This window comes from Streptomyces sp. NBC_01197 (genome assembly GCF_036010505.1).
Taxonomy (GTDB): Bacteria; Actinomycetota; Actinomycetes; order Streptomycetales; family Streptomycetaceae; genus Streptomyces.
Window position 1 is genome coordinate 5925349 of record NZ_CP108569.1, and the last position, 20933, is coordinate 5946281.

15 protein-coding genes and 1 tRNA gene are annotated in these 20933 nt (G+C 70.0%); 11 read left to right on the forward strand and 5 right to left on the reverse strand.

The window, feature by feature from the left end:
* Positions 1-35: 35 nt before the first annotated feature.
* On the reverse strand, positions 36-479 hold the full coding sequence (locus OG452_RS27250) for a nitroreductase/quinone reductase family protein (protein WP_327298206.1): 444 nt from the start codon (positions 477-479) through the stop codon (positions 36-38).
* 71 nt (positions 480-550) lie between these two features.
* On the reverse strand, positions 551-1441 hold the full coding sequence (locus OG452_RS27255; RefSeq protein ID WP_327298207.1) for a hypothetical protein: 891 nt from the start codon (positions 1439-1441) through the stop codon (positions 551-553).
* Between the two features lie 133 nt (positions 1442-1574).
* Here OG452_RS27255 and OG452_RS27260 point away from each other — a divergent pair, with 133 nt between their 5' ends.
* Positions 1575-2357, forward strand: a complete 783-nt coding sequence (locus OG452_RS27260) for a S1 family peptidase (RefSeq protein WP_327298208.1) — start codon at positions 1575-1577, stop codon at positions 2355-2357.
* Between the two features lie 252 nt (positions 2358-2609).
* Positions 2610-5708, forward strand: coding sequence for an endo-alpha-N-acetylgalactosaminidase family protein (locus OG452_RS27265; RefSeq protein ID WP_327298209.1), 3099 nt, complete (start codon positions 2610-2612; stop codon positions 5706-5708).
* A 127-nt stretch (positions 5709-5835) separates the two neighbouring features.
* Here OG452_RS27265 and OG452_RS27270 read toward each other — a convergent pair whose 3' ends face one another.
* Positions 5836-7584 carry a glycoside hydrolase family 35 protein gene (locus tag OG452_RS27270; protein WP_327298210.1) on the reverse strand — a complete coding sequence of 583 codons (1749 nt, stop codon included), beginning with the start codon at positions 7582-7584 and terminating at the stop codon, positions 5836-5838.
* Between the two features lie 127 nt (positions 7585-7711).
* Between OG452_RS27270 and OG452_RS27275 the strand changes: the two genes are divergently transcribed.
* The 6 genes from OG452_RS27275 to OG452_RS27300 all read left to right on the forward strand — a co-directional run bounded on the left by OG452_RS27275 (position 7712) and on the right by OG452_RS27300 (position 15019).
* Positions 7712-8590 carry a helix-turn-helix domain-containing protein gene (locus OG452_RS27275; protein WP_327299803.1) on the forward strand — a complete coding sequence of 293 codons (879 nt, stop codon included), beginning with the start codon at positions 7712-7714 and terminating at the stop codon, positions 8588-8590.
* Between the two features lie 11 nt (positions 8591-8601).
* Complete coding sequence (locus OG452_RS27280) at positions 8602-8916, forward strand: chorismate mutase (RefSeq protein ID WP_327298211.1); 315 nt, start codon at positions 8602-8604, stop codon at positions 8914-8916.
* 31 nt (positions 8917-8947) lie between these two features.
* Complete coding sequence (locus OG452_RS27285) at positions 8948-9271, forward strand: hypothetical protein (protein ID WP_327298212.1); 324 nt, start codon at positions 8948-8950, stop codon at positions 9269-9271.
* 314 nt (positions 9272-9585) lie between these two features.
* Positions 9586-12087 (forward strand): aminopeptidase N, encoded by a 2502-nt coding sequence (gene pepN, locus OG452_RS27290; RefSeq protein ID WP_327298213.1) that lies wholly within the window; start codon positions 9586-9588, stop codon positions 12085-12087.
* A gap of 167 nt (positions 12088-12254) precedes the next feature.
* On the forward strand, positions 12255-13619 hold the full coding sequence (locus OG452_RS27295; protein WP_327298214.1) for a pyridoxal phosphate-dependent decarboxylase family protein: 1365 nt from the start codon (positions 12255-12257) through the stop codon (positions 13617-13619).
* On the forward strand, positions 13616-15019 hold the full coding sequence (locus OG452_RS27300; RefSeq protein ID WP_327298215.1) for a lysine N(6)-hydroxylase/L-ornithine N(5)-oxygenase family protein: 1404 nt from the start codon (positions 13616-13618) through the stop codon (positions 15017-15019). The genes OG452_RS27295 and OG452_RS27300 overlap by 4 nt, the downstream gene beginning before the upstream one ends.
* Before the next feature lie 78 nt (positions 15020-15097).
* Here OG452_RS27300 and OG452_RS27305 read toward each other — a convergent pair whose 3' ends face one another.
* Positions 15098-16903, reverse strand: coding sequence for a bifunctional metallophosphatase/5'-nucleotidase (locus OG452_RS27305; RefSeq protein WP_327298216.1), 1806 nt, complete (start codon positions 16901-16903; stop codon positions 15098-15100).
* 158 nt (positions 16904-17061) lie between these two features.
* Here OG452_RS27305 and OG452_RS27310 point away from each other — a divergent pair, with 158 nt between their 5' ends.
* Positions 17062-17841 carry an SIMPL domain-containing protein gene (locus OG452_RS27310; RefSeq protein WP_327298217.1) on the forward strand — a complete coding sequence of 260 codons (780 nt, stop codon included), beginning with the start codon at positions 17062-17064 and terminating at the stop codon, positions 17839-17841.
* A gap of 170 nt (positions 17842-18011) precedes the next feature.
* Positions 18012-19448 (forward strand): pyruvate kinase, encoded by a 1437-nt coding sequence (gene pyk, locus OG452_RS27315; protein ID WP_327298218.1) that lies wholly within the window; start codon positions 18012-18014, stop codon positions 19446-19448.
* Between the two features lie 643 nt (positions 19449-20091).
* Here pyk and OG452_RS27320 read toward each other — a convergent pair.
* Positions 20092-20174: transfer RNA gene (locus OG452_RS27320), tRNA-Leu, on the reverse strand.
* A gap of 100 nt (positions 20175-20274) precedes the next feature.
* Between OG452_RS27320 and OG452_RS27325 the strand changes: the two genes are divergently transcribed.
* A complete protein-coding gene (locus OG452_RS27325) occupies positions 20275-20928 on the forward strand; it encodes an ANTAR domain-containing response regulator (RefSeq protein WP_327298219.1) in 654 nt (217 codons plus the stop codon).
* Positions 20929-20933 lie beyond the last annotated feature (5 nt).

A 20933-nucleotide genomic window follows, 5' to 3' on the forward strand; every position in this document is an offset into this window, starting at 1 on the left:
CCGGGCCCCTTCCGCTCCGCGGAGCGGGCCCGGCGTCAGTTCGGGGGATGCAGGTCGATACGGACCGTCAGCAGTTCCGTCCCCATCGCCCGGACGACCACGGCATTCAGCGCGCGCAGCGGATGCCCCCGGACGAGGGTGCGCTGCCGTGCGTACGGGTCGTCGCCGGGCAGCAGCTGGGCTGTCCCCGGCACCCAGACGAAGCGGCTCCCCGCACGGAGGCGGACCCGCACGTCCGGGCAGTCCCGGATGTTGCGGACATAACCGGCGTGCGTGCCGTGTTCCGCGACGATCCAGAACACCGGCCCCTCCCGCCCCTCGCCGACCGGGGTGGTGCGGATCTGCCCGGTGACCCGCCCGCGCGTCTCCAGCAGCGCGTATCCGGGCGCCGCCCCGAGCCGCAGCAGCAGCCGGACCGGTGGGTTGACCAGATACCGCTGGAGCGGCCGGACCAGTGCGTGCTTGGTCTCTACGCGCATGAAGGTGGCTCCTCTGGTGTCACGAACCGGATGCCGGGCCCCGCGAGCCCGGCCGACCCAACCGAAAGACCCTAGGTGTCGCAGTTCAGGACGGTGCGGCAGAGCCCGCAGCGGGCCCGCACCCGGCCCCGGACCGGCACCCGGATCCGCTGATGGCAGGTCGGGCAGGCGAAACTGACGCGCAGTCCGTCGGCCGCCTCCTCGAAGGCGTACGGCATGCCCGGGGCGGAGCGGCCGCCGTGCTCCTGCGCGTACCTGCGGTGTTTCGCGTAGGCGCGGCGCCCGGCCCACCCGGCGGCGGTCAGCGGCGGGCGGCTGCTGTCCTGACCGGCCCGGGCCCGCCCCTTCGTGTACGCCGTGTACGCCTGCGGACTGGTGAACCAGACCGACGGGTCCTCGTCGAAGAGCAGCGCCCGCTTGGCCAGGACATACCCGAACTCCTCCGGGGTGAGATAGCCGAGCTTCTGGCTGGACACCTCGTCCTCCCGGAACGCGTCGAGCAGCAGCCAGCCCGCCCCGAGGTAGGTCGTCGCGGTGTCGGTGAGGATCTCGTTGTCCCGGGTCCCCGCGAAGCCGAGGCCGAGCCGGTGCAGCAGCACATGCGTGATCTCATGGGCGAGAGCCGCCCCGATGTCACCCCGGTGGGTACGGAAACGGTCGTTGAGCTCGATGAAGTACTCGGGTCCCGCGGCCAGTTCGACCGCGGCCGCGTGCTCCATCTCGCGGAAGCCGACTATCATCCGGGCGTCCGGCAGCCGCAGCTGGTGGACCAGCGCACGGGCCACCCGCTGGGAGCCCAGATGCAGATCGTCCAGATCGGAGAAGGCGACGTCGGCGGGGGCGACGCTTGGCGCGTAGCCGAGGACGCCGTCGTACGAGAGGCGCCTGTGCAGTGCCGTGATCGCCGCCTGCACGGTCTCCAGATGTGGAAATCCGTGTACGACCTCGCTGTCGTCCGTCACGCATCCACTCTACGGCCGGGCGGAAAACCCGGACAGCGTCCATTGTCGTGGGAAGAGCCCTTCCCGGACGAGGCGACCAGATCCTGTCCGGACAGGGCTTGAGGACCCCTCAGCCCCCACGAGAGGAAGCCCGTTGAACCAGCCAGTGCGCACCATCGGACGATGTGCGGCCATCGGCGCCGCCGCACTCGCCGTCCTCAGCCTCCAGCCCGCCCCGGCCTCGGCCACCGCCCCGGAACCCGTCGTCGGAGGCACCCGGGTGGCGGAGGGCACGTACCCCTTTATGGTGCATCTCTCCCAGGGATGCGGCGGCGCCCTCTACGCCAAGGACATCGTCCTCACCGCGGCCCACTGTGTAACCGGCTCCGGGCCCAACACCTCGATCACCGCCACCGCGGGCTCGGTCGACCTCCAGGGCCCGAAAGCCGTCCACATCAAGTCCACCCAGGTCGTCCGGGCCCCCGGCTACAACGGCAAGGGCAAGGACTGGGCGCTGGTCAAACTGGCCGCGCCCTTCGACCTGCCGACCCTGCCCACCGTCACCGGTACGGAGTACGACAAGGGAACATTCACCATCGCGGGCTGGGGCTCGACGAGTGAGAACGGCGGCCAGCAGCGCTATCTGCGGCAGGCGACCGTCCCGTACGTCTCCGACGAGCAGTGCGCGGAGGCGTACGGAGCGCAGTTCAACGCCGGCGACGAGATCTGCGCCGGAGACGTCGAGAAGGGCGGAGTCGACACCTGCCAGGGCGACTCCGGCGGTCCGATGTTCCGCAAGGACGACAAGGGCGACTGGATCCAGGTCGGGATCGTGAGCTTCGGCCAGGGCTGCGCCGAGCGGGGCTACCCGGGTGTGTACGCCCAGGTGTCGGCCCTCTCGGCGGACATCAAGTCGGCCGCGGACGCGCTGCACTGACGCCGCGACGGGCGCCCGGCACACCAGCCAGGCAGAAGAGAGCCAGGCAGAAGAGAGCCAGGCAACGGAGAGCCGGGTGAAGAGAGCCGGGTAAAAGAACGGCCAAACCGGTCGGAGGAGTGGACGGGAGGCCAGGACAAAGCGCCGGATATCGCTTTAGTCCAAGACCTGTCCCTCCTTTGTCCATAGGCTCACACGCCCTGCCCCTCCATCGTGACGTGCACGGATGATCGTCGCGATGGAGGAGCGAGCGTGCACGAAGAAGACCGAGGGCCCAGCCGCAGGACCGTGGTGGCCGCCACCGCGCTGGCCGGTGTCGGTGCGGCATTCGCCACCCCGTCCGCCTTCGCGGCGGACGCGGGGGCCACGGGCTCGGGGACCGCGGGCGGGGCCGAGGCCGTCCTGCGTTCCGAAGCCCTCGACGTACGCGTCGACCGCGGCTTCCCGCGCATCGTGTCGTACACCGACCGCCGGACGGGCGCGCTGCTGCACGGACAGGAGGACCCCGTCACCTCGGTGCTCATCGACGGGGCCCCGCACACCCCGAAGGTGACGTCCGGGCCCGGCCGGGACCGGATCGCGTACACCCTCGCCTTCGACGGCGGGACCGAGATCGGCGTCGAGATCCGGGTCCACGGATGGCGGACCGACTGGCGGGTCACCCGTATCGCGGACACCGCGGCGCTGCGTGTCGGGACGCTGGAGATCCCCGCCCTGGCCTTCCTCTCCGTACGCAGCGACCAGCCCGGCGCCACCCTGCTGGCCGCCAAGCTCGACCTGGACAAGGCCAAGAGCGGCGACACCCTGGTGAAGGTCGCACCGGACAGCGCGGCGGACGCGGCGCCCGTCGGCTGCGCGTACGCAGTGGTGGCGCACGACGGGCTCGGCGGCGCCGTCGAGACCAACACGGTCTACGACAAGCCGGCCGACACCCCGGGCGCCACCTGGGAGAACGGCCGGATGTGGCGGCAGACCGTCAAGAGGGACGGCTACGTCAAGGCGCAGCTGGCGTGCGGCCAGTGGACCCACCGCGCGGACTCCTCGCCGGTGGACGCCACCGAGCCGCTGCCGTACGCGACCGTCATCCTCACCCGGGACCGCAACGGCGACGGCGTGGTCGACTGGCAGGACGCGGCGATCGCCTTCCGCGACATCATGGTGACCCCGCTCGGCGCGGACGACACCCATCTTCGGGTCGTCCCGCACATCCCGTTCAACTTCGCCTCGCAGGCCACCAACCCGTTCCTCGCGACGCTCGACAACGTCAAGCGGATCTCGCTCGCCACGGACGGGCTGCGCCAGTACACGCTGCTCAAGGGGTACCAGTCGGAGGGCCACGACTCCGCGCACCCCGACTACGCGGGCAACTACAACGAGCGGGCCGGCGGCCTCGCCGACCTGAACACCCTCGTCAAGGAGGGCAGCAAGTGGAACAGCGACTTCAGCGTGCACGTCAACGCCACCGAGTCGTACCCCGTCGCCCACGCCTTCTCCGAGAAGCTCGTCGACAAGACCGACAAGCAGTGGGACTGGCTCGACCAGTCCTACCGCATCGACTCCCGGCGTGACCTGGTGTCCGGCGACATCATCAAGCGGCTGCAGGACCTGCGCGACGACACCCACCCGGCGCTCAACGCCATCTACTTCGATGTCTTCCGGGAGTCCGGCTGGAACGGCGACCGGCTCCAGCGCGCCCTGCGCGAGCAGGGCTGGACGGTCAGCAGCGAGTGGGGCCACGGCCTGGAGCGCTCCTCGGTCTGGTCGCACTGGGCGAACGAGACCGACTACGGCGGCGACACCTCGCGCGGCATCAACTCCCAGCTGATCCGCTTCATCCGCAACCACCAGAAGGACGTCTTCTCCAACAAGTGGCCCACGCTGCTGGGCGCCGGCCGGATGGGCAACTTCGAGGGCTGGGTCAACAAGACGGACTGGAACGCCTTCTACGACATCATCTGGACCGAGGCGCTGCCGGCGAAGTACCTCCAGGCCTACCCGGTCAAGCGGTGGACCGAGCACGAGATCACCTTCTTCGGCCCCACCGGGACCGTCGTCGGCGACGCGGACGGCAACCGCCGCATCACCACCGACGGACGCGTCGTCTACACCGGCGGCAGCTATCTGCTGCCCTGGGAGCCCCGCAGGGCGACCGACCCGGAGAAGCTCTACCACTACAACCCGAAGGGCGGCAGCACCACCTGGCAGCTGCCGCGCGGCTGGTCGGGCTCCTCGCGCGTCGCGCTCTACCGGCTCACCGACCAGGGCCGGGTGCACGCCGGTGACCTGGCGGTCCGCTCGGGCAAGGTCACCGTGGAGGCCACCGCGGGACAGCCCTATGTGCTGTACCGCTCAAGGGTGAAAGCCCCGGCCGAACCCCAGTGGGGGCAGGGCACCCCGGTGTACGACCCGGGCTTCAACTCCGGTTCCCTGAAAGGATGGCAGACGCAGGGGCCCGCGTCCGTCGTACTCAGCTCCATCGGCGACTACGAGCTGGTGATCGGCGCCGGAGCGGCCACCACCGTCGGTCAGCGCCTGGGCCGGCTGCCCGCAGGCACCTACGTAGCCTCGGTGCAGGTCGAGGTCGGCAAGAAGGCGGGGGAGCGGCGCAGGGCCGCCCTGGAGATCCGTACCGCCGACGGCGTGACCGCGGCCAACTGGACCGACACGTCGTGCGCGGGCAACTACGTCGCGGCCGACCGCAAGCACGACTCCCGTTTCCAGCGGATGTTCACGTACTTCACCGTGCCGGAGAGCGGCGGCCGGGTCGACCTCACGCTGCGGGTCGCGGCGGGCGATGCGCAGGTGCGGTTCGACAACCTGCGGATCGCCGGGGCCAAGCCCACCCGGAAGGCGGGCGCGCTGGCCTTCGAGGACTTCGAGAACGTCCCGCAGGGCTGGGGCGCCTTCGTCAAGGGCGACGCCGGCGGCTCGACCGACCCCCGGACCCACATCGGGCAGCGGCACGCGCCGTTCACCCAGCGGGGCTGGAACGGCAAGGTCATCGACGACGTCATCGACGGCGGCCAGTCGCTCAAGTCGCGCGGCGAGAACGACGGCCTGGTCTACCGGACCGTCCAGCACACCGTCCGTTTCGAGCCGTCCAAGCGGTACCGGGTCGCCTTCCGGTACGAGAACGACACAGCCGGCCAGTACGCCTGGATCACCGGCGTCGACGAGCCCGCGGCGCGTGAGCTGGACCGCAGGGTGCTGCCCGTCGCGACCGAACCGACGGAGCTGAGCTACGAGTTCACGGCGCCGGCCGGTGGCGACGCCTGGGTGGGGCTGCGCAAGGTCGGCGACGACGGGGTAGCCGAGTTCGCGCTCGACGCCTTCGAGGTCCGCGAGGTGTAGCGGAGCGCCGTGAGGTGTTGCGGAGGCCCGTCAGATGTGGCGGAGCGGACGCGCCCGACGGCAGCGGGGCCGGTCCTCAGCCGAGGACCGGCCCCGCTGCCTTATCGGCCCGGCGCGCGCAGGAGGCTCAGCGGAGCGTCAGCCCCGGCTCGCTCGCGTCCGCCGAGGCGCCCGCGAGCTCAAGCACCCACACTTCGTTCTCGCCCTCGCGCAGCACCGGGCCCGGTACGAACAGCGAACTCTGCGGCCCCGCCGACCAGTAGCGGCCCAGACCGAAACCGTTCACCCAGACGAACCCCCGTACCCAGCCGGTCAGTTCCAGCGTCGCGTCCCCGGCCCCGGTCACCTGGAACGTCCCCCGGTGCAGCCCCCGGGCCCCGGCATCCGGCCCACCCGGCGGCACCGCACGGAACGGCAGCTTCGCGACGGCCGACGCGTCGTCGAACGCGTCGAGCCGCAGCCCCCGCGCACGGACCCCGTGCAGGTACTGGCGCTCGTGCAGCACCCCGCCCGTCAGGCCCTTCGGCTCACCGAGCCGGGGGCCGTAGTTGACCCGGCCCAGCGACTCCACCCACAGCTCCACCGAAGCGGGCCCGGCCACCGGGGTGCCCAGTTCCGTGCGGACCCCGTCGACGTACAGCTGCGCCACATCGCGCAGTCCGGGCGCGGTCAGCGGATACGGCTTGCGCGGGCCCGGCACCGTCAGGCGGTAGCGGACCAGGCCCCGGTCGACATCCAGCTCCTCGAACGACGGCGTAGCCCCCGTGACCTGCTCGGGACCACCCAGCGCGTCCGTCACCCCGCCGAGCGGCACCCACTCCGGGAGCGCGGCCCGTACCGGCGCCGCCAGCGCGGCGGGGGCCGACGGAAGTTCCGGCAGCGGACCGTCGGCGTACTCCGCCAGCACCTCGCGGAACAGCCAGAACTTCCGGGTCGGCCGCCCGTACTCGTCGATGGGCGCGCCGTAGTCGTACGAGGTCACGGTCGGCTGCAGCTCGCCGTCGTGCAGCTCACCCGCGCGGTTGGCGCCCGCCCAGCCGGCGAAGTTCGTCCCGCCGTGCGCCATGTACAGGTTCACCGAAGCCCCGCACTCCAGGATCTCCCGCAGCGCCAGCGCGGCGTCCGCCGGATCCCGTACGACGGGCTCGGCGCCCCAGTGGTCGAACCAGCCGCACCAGAACTCCATACACATCAGCGGCCCCTTCGGGCGGTGCCGGCGCAGCACGTCGAAGCCCTCGCGCGCGTCCGCGCCGAAGTTGGCCGTGGCCAGCACCCCGGGGACCGAACCGCCGGTCAGCATGTGGTCCTCGGGCCCGTCCGAGGTGAACAGCGGCACGCTCACCCCGAGCGTGCGGAGCAGCCCCGCCATATGGCGCAGATAGGCCTGGTCGGATCCGTAACTGCCGTACTCGTTCTCGACCTGCACCATGATCACCGGGCCGCCCCGGTCGATCTGCCGGGGGACGACCTCACGCAGCAGCCGGTGGAACCAGCGGTCCACCTGGCGCAGATACTCAGCGTCACGGGTGCGCACCCGCGACCCCAGTGCTCCGGTCAGCCAGTGCGGCAGCCCGCCGTTCTCCCACTCGGCGCAGATGTACGGTCCCGGGCGGACGACCGCCCACAGGCCGGCCTCGTGCGCGGCGTCCAGGAACCGGCCGAGCGCCCGCACGTCATGGAAGCGGCCCTGCTGGGGCTCGTGCAGATTCCACGGGACGTATGTCTCCACGGAGTTGAGCCCCATGGCCCGGAGCATGGCCAGCCGGTGGCCCCACTGTTCCTCGTGCACCCGGAAGTAGTGCAGTGCCCCCGACAGCAGCCGGACCGGCCGCCCGTCGATCAGGAAATCCTCGTCACCCACAGTGAAATCAGCCACGTCGACACTCTCACCCCTGGCGGCGGCCCGGTCCATGGACAAAGATCAACGCTGGTTGGACGCAAGAGACCGCGGCGAACAACCCGTGATGGACCGCTACGCACCGTACAGGGAGGCCGGAAAAGGGATGTACCACACCTGGATGCGCTACTTCACTCCGAGCCCCGCCCACCACAAGCTCGGCCTGGTCTGCCTCGGAGTGGGCCTCCAGCACGGCACCCTGCCCCCGGTCGGGCCGCGGACGCTCGACCACCATGTCGCCGTCATCGTCGGCGCGGGCAGCGGCTGGTACCGCGGCGCCGACGGACGCCGTACAACCGTCACCGCGCCCGCGCTCATCTGGATAACCCCCGGCGCCACCCACCACTACGGAGCAGATCCGGCCACCGGCTGGGACGAGTCCTTCGTCGACTTCACCGGGCCCGCCACCGCCACCTACACCGAACTCGGCTACATCGAACCCGACCGGCCCGTCGTCACGCTCACCGACGTCGCGGGTGCACGCGCCGCCGTGGGGCGCATCGTCCGCGCCGCGCGCCGCGGGAACCCGCTGCTCGAAGTGGAGAGCGGAGCCGCGGTCCATGAACTGCTCGTCGCGCTGCGCCGCGCCCGCGCCGACACCGACGCGGAAGGCGCCCCCGTTCTCCAGGCGCTCGCCCGCGACGCCTTCCAGCCGCTGACCGTCGCCGAACACGCGGCCCGGCACGGCATGACCCCGGCCGAACTGCGCAACGCGGTACGGCAGGGGGCGGGCTGCAGTCCCAAGGACTACCTCCTGGGCATCCGCCTCGGCCGCGCCAAGGAACTGCTCGCCGCCACCGATCTGCCGGTCGCCGCCGTCGCCCGCCGCGTGGGGTACGACGACCCCGCCTACTTCTCCCGGCTCTTCACCCGCCGGGTGGGAAAGGCCCCCGTCGTCTTCCGCCAGCAGCAGGGGCACACCGTGCCCGGCGGCTGGAGTGACCAGATACCGGACCCCGACGACCCGCCGACGATCACGACGTAAGCTCGACGACCATGACCGAGACAGCCCCGTCCGTACAGGCCGAACTGGACCGCCTGCGCGGATCCATCGACAACATCGACGCCGCCGTCGTCCACATGCTCGCCGAGCGCTTCAAAGCCACCCAGCAGGTCGGCCTCCTCAAGGCGCGGAACCAGCTCCCGCCCGCCGACCCGGCCCGCGAGGCCCGCCAGATCGCCCGGCTGCGCAGCCTCGCCGAGAGCGCGAAACTCGACCCAGCCTTCGCCGAGAAGCTGCTCAACTTCATCGTCGCCGAAGTGATCAGACACCACGAGCGCATCGCGGACGGCTCCGCCCCCGAGAGCTGACCGCCGCCGGCCGCGACCGGGGGCCCACCGGATGACCGACCTGACGACGACCCACACGATCGGCATCGGCCCCACCACGGTCGTCAAGCGTTTCCGCTCCTGGGACCGCGAGTGGCAGACGCTCACGCTCCTCGCCCGGTACGCGCCTGGGCTCGCCCCCGTACCACTGGAGCGGACGGCGGCCCCGCCCACATCGCCACTGGAGCAACCGGCGGCCATGGTCACCGAGATGTTCACCTTGCCGGACGTGGAGTACCTGGAAATCGCGCACGACCTGTCCAACGCCTCCAGCGCCGCCATACCACGCCGGTTGGGCTTCACCGAGGCCTGCGTGAACAGGGAAAACCGCCCGTAGCTCCCTCAGGCAGCGGCATCGACGTGGTCTGGCGGCTGAACCGTCCTACGCCACCCTTCAACGGCACTGCCCGCCCCTGAACATCCGAACCCACCGAGCGCAGCTCCCTGTCCCTGCGGCACCAAACGAGACGTCCTCCATGTACTCGCTGGTCAGACGCCGGTTCTGGTTCACCACAGCAATTGGTGTGTGAACTGGGCTTCTGACAGCGTGAAAACGTGGGGTCACGACCGCTCTCCCCCCTCCCCTCCCGATCGGCCACCGGTCCCCATTACCCCGTGCGCAGGGCCGGTGGCGTACGGCACCATGGCCCCATGTCCGTACTGACGCGCGATGAAGCGCAGCTCCGAGCCCAGCTCCTCGATGTCCAGCGGTACACGATCGACCTCGATCTGACGCAGGGCGACGACACCTTCGACTCCCGTACCGTCATCCGATTCACCGCGCGTGCGGCCGGAGACACCTTCGTCGAAGTCAAGCCCGCCGAGCTGCGCTCCGTGACCCTCGACGGACACCCCGTCGACCCCGGCACGCTCTCCGGGAACCGGCTCCCGCTCACCGGGATCACGCCCGGCGAGCACGAACTGCTGATCGACGCCGCGATGCGCTACTCGCACACCGGCGAGGGCATGCACCGGTTCACCGACCCCACCGACGGCGAGACATACGTCTACACCCAGCTGTTCATGGAGGACGTCCAGCGGGTGTTCGCCGCGTTCGACCAGCCCGACCTCAAAGCCGTCTTCCAGCTCGGCGTCACCGCACCCGAAGGCTGGACCGTCCTCGCCAACGCCGTCACCCGGCGCACCGGCGGCGGCCGCTGGCAGGCCGCACCCACCCCGCTGATCTCCACCTACCTCGTGGCCGTCGCCGCGGGTCCCTGGCACTCCGTGACCACCGAGCACGCCGGGCTCCCCTTCGGCCTGCACTGCCGCCGCTCGCTCGCACCCCACCTCGACGCCGACGCCGACGAGATCTTCGAGATCACCCGTGCCTGCTACGACCGGTACCACGAGAAGTTCGACGAGCCGTACCCCTTCGACTCGTACGACCAGGCATTCGTCCCGGAGTTCAACGCCGGCGCCATGGAGAACCCAGGCCTGGTCACCTTCCGCGACGAGTTCATCTACCGCTCCGCCGTCACCGACACCGAGCGGCAGACCCGCGGCATGGTCATCGCCCACGAAATGGCCCACATGTGGTTCGGCGACCTCGTCACGCTCCAGTGGTGGGACGACATCTGGCTGAACGAGTCCTTCGCCGAGTACATGGGCTACCAGACCCTCGCCGAAGCCACCCGCTTCACCGGCACCTGGGTCGACTTCGCCATCGCCCGCAAGAGCTGGGGGTACGACGCGGACCAGCGCCCCTCCACCCACCCGGTCGCCCCTGACCCGGCCCTCGTCCCCGACACCGCGTCCGCGATGCTCAACTTCGACGGGATCTCGTACGCCAAGGGCGCGTCCGCGCTGCGCCAACTCGTCGCCTGGCTCGGCGAGAAGGACTTCCTCGCCGGGATCAACGCCCACTTCGCCCGGCACCGCTTCGGTAACGCCACCCTCGCCGACTTCATCGACAACCTGGCGTCCGCCACCGACCGCGACGTCCACGGCTGGGCCGCGCAGTGGCTGGGCACCACCGGAGTCGACACCCTCACCCCCACCGTCACCGAGACCGACAACAACTGGTCGTTCAGCATCGCCCGCACCGGCAGCCGCCCCCACCGCATCACCGTCGGCGCCTACGACCACGACCCGGTCGACCCCGCCCACCTCGTCCTGCGCGAACGCTTCGAACCCGACGTCCCCGCCGAGGACAGCACCGGCATCGCGACGCCTCTCCAGGGCCGCCGCCCCGACCTGCTCCTCCTCAACGACGGCGACCTCACCTACGCCAAGGTCCGCCTCGACCCCGCCTCCTGGCAGACCGCCGTACGCGCACTCTCCGGCCTCCCCGACCCGCTGACCCGCGCCGTCGTCTGGAACGCCGCACGCGACATGGTCCGCGACGGCGAACTGCCGCCCGCCGCCTACCTGGACGCCGCGCTCGCCCACCTCCCGCACGAGTCGGACCTCGCCGTCGTCGAGGGTGTCCTCGCCTTCGCCGCCACCCAGATCGCCGACCGCTACCTGTCGGCCGCCGACCGGCCCGGCGCACTCGCCACCCTCAGCACGATCTGCCGCGCGCTCATCCGCCGCACCGAGGACGGGAACCACGCCGGGCTCCGCCTCATCGCCGTCCGCCACTTCATCGACGCGGCCGGCCAGCCCGACGGCATCCAGGCATGGCTCGACGACGGCGGAGTCCCCGGCGGCCCCGAACTCGACCCGGAGCTGCGCTGGCGCATCCTCCAGCGCCTCGCCGCCCTCGGCGCCGTCGACGAGAGCGCCATCGACGCCGAACTCGACCGGGACATCAGCGCCACCGGACAGGAGGGCGCCGCCCGCTGCCGGGCCGCGCTGCCCGCACCGGAGGCCAAGGCCGCGGCCTGGCAGCGGATGTTCGGCTCCGACGACCTCTCCAACTACCTGTTCATCGCTACCGCACGCGGCTTCTGGCAGCCCGGACAGGCCGCACTCGTCGCGGAGTACGCCGAGCGCTACTACGCGGACGCCGTCGCACTCGCCGGCCGGCGCGGCCCTGCCATCGCCGACGCGGCCGGACGGTACGCCTTCCCCGCGTACGAGATCACCACCGAGGCACTCGCCCGCGGCGAAGCCTGTCTGCGCGACACCGACATGATCCCCGCCCTGCGCCGCAAACTCACCGACCAGCTCGACGACCTGCGGCGCGCCCTGGAGGTCCGCGGGGCATGACCGCAGGTGCGGGGGCGTCAGCCCCTTGTACACCACAGGAGGCTCCAACTTCCCTCCGCACCAGGGCAATACCACTTTCGGGTTGAGCTCGTTGTGCTCTTCGGGCGCGCCGCCTGTCCCCCGTACAGGCTGGGGTGACAGCCCCCAGCGCACCGAAGGACACCCGTATGAGTACGCCGCCACTCGCCGGAGGGGCCGCCGGGCCGAACGCCCTGCGGCCCCTCGTCGGTACCGTCCTCGACGCGCTGCACGACGGGGCCGCCGACCGGATCGGCCCGCTGCCGCCCGGCGGTCCGCAAGCCGTCGCCGCACGTGTACGGGCCACCGCCCACCCCGTACTGCCCGACACCGGAACCGGCGCGGAAGAAGCCCTGCGCACCCTGGTCCACGCCATCACCGAAGGCGCGGCCGACCCCGCCGACCCCCGCTGCGCGGCCCATCTGCACTGCCCGCCGCTCGCCGTCGCCGCAGCCGCCGACCTCGCCGCCTCCGCCCTCAACCCCTCGATGGACTCCTGGGACCAGGCACCCGCGGCCTCCGAACTCGAATCCCTCGTCACCCGTGCCATCGCCGCCGAGATCTACCCGGCGGGCGACGCGCTCGTCACCACCGGCGGCAGCGAGTCCAACCAGCTCGCACTGCTCCTCGCCCGCGAACGCCACGGCGCCGTCCGGATCGTCTGCGGCGCCAACGCCCACCACTCCCTGAACCGCGCCGCCTGGCTGCTCGGCCTCCCCGAACCCCTCACCGTCCCGTCGCCCTCCGGAACCATCGACCTCGCCGCGCTCGACGAAGCACTCACCGCGACACACGGCCCGGTCCTGGTCACGGCCACCGCGGGCACCACCGACGCCGGACTCATCGACCCGCTCCCCGAGATCGCCGACCTCTGCGACCGGCACGGCGCCGAACTCCACATCGACGCCGCATACGGCGGCCCGCTCCTTTTCAGCGCCCTGCACCGGCTCCTGCTCGCCGGACTCGAACGCGCCCACTCGGTAACCCTCGACCTGCACAAACTCGGCTGGCAGCCGGTCGCGGCAGGACTCCTCGCCGTCCCGTGCCCCGCCACCCTGGACGCCCTCACCCACCAGGCCGACTACCTCAATGCCGACGACGACACCGAAGCCGGCCTCCCCGACCTCCTCGGCCGCTCGCTGCGGACCACCCGGCGCCCCGACGTGTTCAAGATCGCGGTTACACTCCGCGCCCTCGGCAGGACCGGACTCGCCGCCCTCGTCGACCGCACCTGTGCCATCGCCGTGGAACTCGCCGACCTCATCGATGGCCACCCCGGCCTGGATCTCTACGACCGGCCCACCATCTCCACCGTGCTCTTCCGCCCCACCGGAGCGGACGACGCGACCGTGGCTGCCATCCGCCGCACCCTCCTCACCGAGGGCCACGCCGTACTGGGCCGGGCCCGCGCGGACAACCGCCTCTGGCTGAAAGCCACCCTGCTCAACCCCCACGCCACCACCGGTGACCTGGAAGCTCTCCTCAAACTCCTGGAAGGCAGTACGCCCCGATGACGGACCAGCAGTCTCCCCTGGACCGGCCCCACGACCTGGTGGGGGTCGGCATCGGACCATTCAACCTCTCCCTCGCGGCACTCGCCCACCCCCTCACCGAACTCTCCACCGCCTTCTACGAACAGCGCCCTGCCTTCCACTGGCACCCCGGCCTGCTCATCGAGGACGCCACCCTCCAAGTCCCCTTCCTCGCCGACCTGGTGACCCTCGCGGAACCCGCCAGCCCCTGGTCGTTCCTCAGCTACCTCAAGGAACGCGAGCGGCTCTACCCCTTCTACTTCGCAGAGCACTTCCACATCAGGCGCACCGAGTACGACGCCTACTGCCGCTGGGTCAGCGAGAGCCTGCCCGGGCTCCACTTCGGCCACCAGGTCGACGCCATCCGCTGGAACGCCGAACACGCCCTCTTCGAGGTCGACTTCACCCAGCTCGACGCCGACGGAGAGGCAGAGGCACTCGGCCGCACCCACACCCGCAACCTCGCACTCGGCGTCGGCACCGAGCCGTACATCCCGGAGGCCCTCCAGCCGCTCGCCGAAGCACCGTCCGTACCCGTCGTGCACTCGTCCGACTACCTCGCCAGCCGAGAACGGCTCCTTACCGCCGGACACATCACCGTCATCGGAGCGGGCCAGTCCGGTGCCGAGATCTTCCTCGACCTGCTCCGGGCCCGCCCCGCAGGCCACGAGAAGATCACCTGGCTCGCCAGGACCGAGGCCTTCGCCCCCATGGAGTACTCCAAACTCGGCCTGGAGCACTTCACCCCCGACTACACCCGCTACTTCCACCAGCTGCCCGAGGCCGCCCGCGACTCCCTCGCCCCTCAGCAGTGGCAGCTCCACAAGGGCATCGACGCCGAAACCATCGCGGCCATCCACAGCGAGCTCTACCGCCGCACCCAGCACGGCGGCTGGCCCGACGCCGTCCTCACCCCGGGCGTCACCGTCCGCACCGCCGGACGCGTCGCCGCCACCAAGGTCGAACTCCACCTCGAACACGCCCGGCAGGGCTCCCGCTCCCGCCTCACCACCGACGCCGTGGTCCTCGCCACCGGCTACCGGGAGCGCCCGCTCGAGGGAATGCTCGCCGGCCTCGACCCCTACATGCGGCGCGACGCCTCCGAGCGCCCCCACATCGACGATCAGTACCGGCTGCTCCTCGACCCCGCAGTCACCGGCTCCGTGTACGTACAGAACGCCGAACGCCACACCCACGGCGTCGGCGCCCCCGACCTCGGCCTCGCCGCCTGGCGCAGCGCGACGATCCTCAACTGCCTCACCGGCAAGGACCCTTACCCGCTGCCCAGGCGCACCGCGTTCACCAGCTTCGGCCTCGACCGCGAGCACGGCCTGCCCCCGCAGGGCCGTAGCGCCCTCATCCCGCTGGCCGAACGCAGCTGACGGCAAGGGCGCCGGCCGGACCGGCACACCCGGTCAGGCCGGGTGTGCCCGCTTCCCGCGCCAGTGCCGCGGCAGGCCCTAGAAGACCGGCGTACCGTCCCGCGTCAGCTTCCAGTCCACCGAAGCGAACTCCGAAGCGTCCACCGTCCCCTTCGCCTGCACCCAAGCGATGATCGTGTTCCGGATCTCGTCCGAATTGGCCCACAGCTGCTTGGCGGCCGGCACATGCGGGAAGTTACCGCCGCCGCTCGCCCGGTAGTTGTTCACCGCAAGCACGAACTGCGCCGCCGGATCGATCGCCTTGCCGCCGAAGGACAGCTTCGCGATCCGCGAACCGGCCGCCTTGGCGATGTCGATCTCGTACGTCAGTCCCGACACCGCGTCGTAGTTGTAGTCCGGCGTGTCGTCCGCGTTCGTCAGCTTCGAGGTGTCGACAGGACCGCCCGCCGGGGTCTGCACGTAGTAGCGCGCCGAGAACTCCAGGTAGTCCTTGATCTGCGCGCCCGTCACCAGTCGTGCCTCCAGCGTGTTCTCGAATGGGTAAAGACCCGCCGCGTCCTTGATCGTCACATTCCCGGCCGGAATCTGCGCCGTACGGGAGAAGCACGACGCCTGCGAGAGCACCGGCAGCGCCGCGTACTCGCCACCGGCCAGCGCCGCCTTCACCGTGTCGGTCTGGACGGCGTTGATCAGATCGATGATCGGCTCGTCCTTCCACGGCGCGTCCGCCGTGGTCATCGCCGCGGACGACGTCCCGATCACCTGGTTGACGTACGCAACGACCTTCTTGTGCTCGTCCGTCAGCAGCTTCACAAGCTCCGGGTCCTCGGCCGCGGTATTGGAGTTCAGCACCCGCGAACCGGCCTTCTCGACCGCCCAGCGCCCCTTCTCCCACACCAGGTCGAAATCGAAGACCGTGAGCCGCTCGCCCCACATCAGCGGCTCGGAGAGCACGACCTGCTTCCCGGTCCTCTTGTTCTCCACGAACCTCTCGGGGATCTCGACATGCGCGTGACCCACCAGGATCGCGTCGATCCCCGGCACCTGCTCGGCCACCAGGGCGGCCGCGTTCTCCACGTACGGGATCTGATCACCGTACGAGGACGTGCCGCTGGCCCCCGAGTGCGCCGCGACGATCACCACGTCGGCGCCCATGGAACGCAGCCGCGGCACGTACTTCGCCGCCTGCTCCTCGAGCCCCGGAAACACCATCTTGCCCTGGACGTTCGCCTTGTCCCAGATGGCGATGCCCGGGTTCGTCAGCCCGAGAATCGCGACCTTCACATCCCGGCCGTGCGGCGTGCGGAGCGTCCTGAATACGTACGGGGTGAACGCGGGCCTGAGCGTCTTCGCGTCCAGGGCGTTAGCCCCCAGCAGCGGGAAACGGCACTGTTCCTCGAACTTCCGCAGCACCGGAATGCCGTAGTTGAACTCGTGGTTGCCCAGCGCGGCCGCGTCGTAGCCGATGTGGTTCATCGCCTGCGCCATCGGGTGCACCGGGCCGTGCTTGGCCGTGATCGGGTCGATCTTCGCGTAGTAGTACGACAGTTGGGTGCCCTGGATGGTGTCGCCCGCGTCGATCATCAGCGTGTTGTGGCGGCCTCTCTCCTCGCGGATCCCGCTGACCAGCGTCGAGATCTTCGCCAGGCCGACATCGTTGTGCGCGGCGTCGTCGAACTCCTTGTCCGTGAAGTAGTCCCAGTTGAAGACATGACCATGCAGATCGGTCGTCCCCATCACGGTGAAGGAGTACCGCTTCTGCGGACGCCCGTGGCCATGGCCGTGCCCCTGCGCGGCGGCGGGCACCGCAGTGCCGCCGGCGATGGCCACACCGGCACCGGCGGCGGCCGAAGTACCCAGGAACGTCCTACGGTTGAGCGGCAATTTCGTCTCCCTAGTCACTACACAACGCGCGTAGATGCGGACAGCAACCATGCACAACGCGCGTAGATTCTGACCCAGGAGTCACGCGGCGCAAAACCCCCCGGAGGTTTCGATCTGGTGACCGCCGACTGTCGTACCGGGGTGCGACAGTGGGAACCATGACCGACGAAGTCCCGTACCCGGCACAGGCCGCAGCCGCTCCGCCCGCAGCCCCTCAGCCCGCAGCCCCTCAGCCCACCGCCCCGCGAGCCGCAGTGCCCTACGGCACGCCCGACACCCCGCGCGTCGCCGTGCGCGGCGAAGCGAGCCTCGAAGTCGAACCCGAGACCGCCACCCTCACCGTCACCACGAGCGCACGCGGCAAGGACCGGCGCGCGGCGCTGCAGGACCTCACCCGGCGCAACGCCGCCATCCTCGAACTCGCGCGCGGATACGGCGAAGCCGTCGAGAAACTGGAGAGCGGCGCGCTCTCCGTCAGCCCCGAACCGGCACAGCACGGCCGGGGCGAAAAGGTCCGCGCCTACTCCGGTCATGTCCGGATCACCGTCGTGCTCAACGACTTCACCGCACTCGGGGACCTCACCTCCCGCCTCGCCGACCAGGAACTGACCCGGGTCGAAGGACCCTGGTGGGCGCTGCGCCCTGGATCACCCGCCCGCCGCGACGCCCGCAGGCAGGCCGTACGGGACGCCGTCACCCGCGCCCGCGAGTACGCCGGGGCGCTCGGAGCCGAGCTGACCGCCCTCGTAGAACTCTCCGACCCGGGCGCGGACGACGGCGCACGCCCGCCCGCCCCCGGATTCGCCGGCGCCCGTGGATTCAGGGCGGCGGCACCCGGCGCGGCGGACGACGCACCCGCTATCGACCTCGAACCCCAGCGCCAGACCGTTCACGCCCAGGTGAACGCCCGTTTCACCATGTCACCACCGGCACTCTGAGGCGCAATTCCCTATCGGGGTCATCCGGGTCATCATCGTGGCCATCGAAATTGCTCATCGGAGCGCACCCGCGCACAATTCAACAGTTGTCAATAGCTTTTCATGTAAAGGTGGTTGAGACGTCATGTGTGACCCATCACTTACCCATCGGTAAGGCATACGCTCGGACCATGCGCCGAGCAAAGATCGTTTGCACCCTGGGCCCCGCGACCGACTCGTACGACCAGATCAAAGCACTGGTCGAGGCCGGTATGGACATGGCCCGATTCAATCTCAGCCACGGTAGCTACGCCGAGCACGAGGAGCGTTTCCGCCGCGTACGCAAGGCGGCCGAGGAGACCGGCCGCAGCGTCGGCATCCTCGCGGATCTTCAAGGCCCGAAGATCCGCCTCGGCCGCTTCGCCGAGGGCCCCGTACTCCTTGAACGCGGAGACGAGTTCACCATCAGCGTCGCTCCCGGCGCCCGGGGCGACCGGAGCAGCTGCGGCACCACCTACGACGGCCTCGCCGGAGACGTGACCACCGGCGAGCGCATCCTCGTGGACGACGGCAAGGTCGCCCTCGAAGTCACCTCGGTCGACGGCCCCCAGGTCCACACCATGGTGGTCGAGGGCGGCATGGTCTCCGACCACAAGGGGCTCAACCTCCCCGGTGTCGCGGTGTCGGTCCCCGCGATGTCCGAGAAGGACGCCGATGACCTCCGCTGGGCACTGCGGATTGGAGCCGACATCATCGCGCTCTCCTTCGTACGCAGCGGCCAGGACGTCGACGAGGTCCACCAGATCATGGACGAGGAGGGCCGCAGGCTCCCCGTTATCGCCAAGATCGAGAAGCCTCAGGCCGTCGAGAACATCGACGGGATCGTCGCGGCCTTCGACGGAATCATGGTCGCCCGAGGTGACCTCGGCGTCGAGATGCCCCTCGAACAGGTGCCGATCGTCCAGAAGCGCGCCGTGAAGCTGGCCAAGCGCAACGCCAAGCCCGTCATCGTCGCGACCCAGATGCTCGACTCGATGATCGACAACTCCCGGCCCACCCGTGCCGAGGCCTCCGACGTCGCCAACGCGGTCATCGACGGCACCGACGCCGTGATGCTCTCCGGCGAGACCAGCGTCGGCAAGTACCCGGTGGAGACGGTCCGTACGATGGGCCGCATCGTCGAGGCCGCCGAGGAGGACATCCTCGCCCAGGGCCTGCCCCCGCTGAACGACCGCAACAAGCCACGCACCCAGGGCGGCGCAGTCGCCCGCGCGGCAGCCGAGATGGGCGACTTCCTCGGCGCGAAGCTGCTGGTGGCCTTCACCCAGTCCGGCGACACGGCGAAGCGGCTCTCGCGCTACCGCTCACCGATCCCGCTGCTGGCCTTCACCCCGGATCCGGCCACACGCGCCCAGCTCACCCTGACTTGGGGTGTGGAGACCTATCTCGGCCCGCACGTGGAATCCACGGACGAAATGGTCGCGCAGGTCGACGAACAACTCCTGAAGGCGGGCCGCTGCCAGAAGGGCGACATCGTCGTCATCACCGCGGGCTCCCCGCCCGGCGTCGCGGGCTCCACCAATCTGGTCCGCGTCCACCACGTCGGGGAGGACGATTCGCCGAAGTAGCCAGACTGGTCAGCAGTAGACCAGGGCCCCTCGAATTCGCTGCTGAGGGGCCCTTTCGCGGTTCAGTACTTCGGACTGCCCCTGCCAGCGTTCCAGCGCGATAGTTCGGTCGTGCTTTTCCCCGGGCCGTGCTGGGGAAAAAGCAGATCCAATGGGTGGAGAAGGACATGACCTCAGTGCAACCCTTCTTCTGCGACGGGCCACGCTGGGAGTGGCCATCACCGTGCGCATGGCCTTTTCCGCCTCGTGGATCAGGCCGGGCCAGTCGTCGCCGCAGTAGACGGATAGACGGCGCTGCTTGGGTTTCGAGACGATGTGGCCGTCACCTGGATAGAGCCCTGGAAGATAGGCATAAGCCGCATGGTCGAAATCCCGGTATGTGCACCGTGGGCAGTCGGTGGATGGTACGTACGCTTCGCCCCGCAGCTTTCTGTCCTGATGTCGCCACCAGCCAATTGTTCCGCATGGCACGTTCAGCTGCCGTGCAATATTTCTGTTTCTGACGCCGCTCCGCAGGAGTGAAAGCGCCGTCTGACGTACATCGGGGTTGTAGTAATTTATGCTGCCACTCTCTGCGACAGGCGGTGGCAGTGAGCAACGGAAAGCGGATGTTCACGAGAATGTGAACATCCGCTTTCAAAGGTACCGGGTGCGGGACTCGAACCCGCAAGCCCTCTCGGGCAGAGGTGTTTGAGACCTCCGTGTATGCCATTCCACCAACCCGGCGAGACCGGCCTCGCGAACTATACCGGGTCACCGTTCATCGCGGCAGCTAGGTAGGCTGCGTAGGCAGTAACGCCTGCCCGGCCCGCAACGAGGAGCCCCCGTGACCGCCCCCGAGTCGCCCCAGCCCGTCGCCGACGACGACAAGTCGCACGTCCCGCCGCTGACGACCCGTGTCGTCATCGCAGAGGACGAGGCCCTCATCCGCCTCGACCTCAAAGAGATGCTCGAAGAAGAGGGCTATGCGGTCGTCGGTGAAGCCGGTGACGGTCAGCAGGCCATCGAGCTGGCCCGGGAGCACCGGCCCGATCTGGTGATCCTCGATGTGAAGATGCCCGTTCTGGACGGGATCTCCGCGGCCGAGAAGATCACCGAGGAGTCCATCGCCCCGGTCCTGATGCTGACCGCTTTCTCGCAGCGCGACCTGGTGGAGCGGGCCCGGGACGCCGGAGCGATGGCGTATCTGGTGAAGCCGTTCTCCAAGAGCGACGTCGTGCCCGCCATCGAGATGGCCGTCTCCCGCTTCACCGAGCTGAAGGCCCTGGAGCAGGAGGTCGCCGACCTCTCGCAGCGGCTGGAGACGCGGAAGCTGGTGGACCGGGCGAAATCGGTGCTGCAGACGCAGTACGGGCTGACCGAGCCCGCCGCCTTCCGGTGGATCCAGAAGACCTCGATGGACCGCCGGATGTCGATGCAGCAGGTCGCCGAGGCGGTCATCGAGGACGCCGAGGAGAAGAAGGCGGCCAAGGAGCAGTAGCTCCG

Bases quoted from the DNA above. Each gene is read 5' to 3' on its own strand.
- OG452_RS27285 (WP_327298212.1), top strand. From the start codon at position 8,948: ATGACCGACCTGACGACGACCCACACGATCGGCATCGGCCCCACCACG.
- OG452_RS27310 (WP_327298217.1), top strand. From the start codon at position 17,062: ATGACCGACGAAGTCCCGTACCCGGCACAGGCCGCAGCCGCTCCGCCC.
- OG452_RS27280 (WP_327298211.1), top strand. From the start codon at position 8,602: ATGACCGAGACAGCCCCGTCCGTACAGGCCGAACTGGACCGCCTGCGC.
- pyk (WP_327298218.1), top strand. From the start codon at position 18,012: ATGCGCCGAGCAAAGATCGTTTGCACCCTGGGCCCCGCGACCGACTCG.
- OG452_RS27275 (WP_327299803.1), top strand. From the start codon at position 7,712: ATGTACCACACCTGGATGCGCTACTTCACTCCGAGCCCCGCCCACCAC.
- OG452_RS27295 (WP_327298214.1), top strand. From the start codon at position 12,255: ATGAGTACGCCGCCACTCGCCGGAGGGGCCGCCGGGCCGAACGCCCTG.
- pepN (WP_327298213.1), top strand. From the start codon at position 9,586: ATGTCCGTACTGACGCGCGATGAAGCGCAGCTCCGAGCCCAGCTCCTC.
- OG452_RS27300 (WP_327298215.1), top strand. From the start codon at position 13,616: ATGACGGACCAGCAGTCTCCCCTGGACCGGCCCCACGACCTGGTGGGG.
- OG452_RS27250 (WP_327298206.1), bottom strand. From the start codon at position 479: ATGCGCGTAGAGACCAAGCACGCACTGGTCCGGCCGCTCCAGCGGTAT.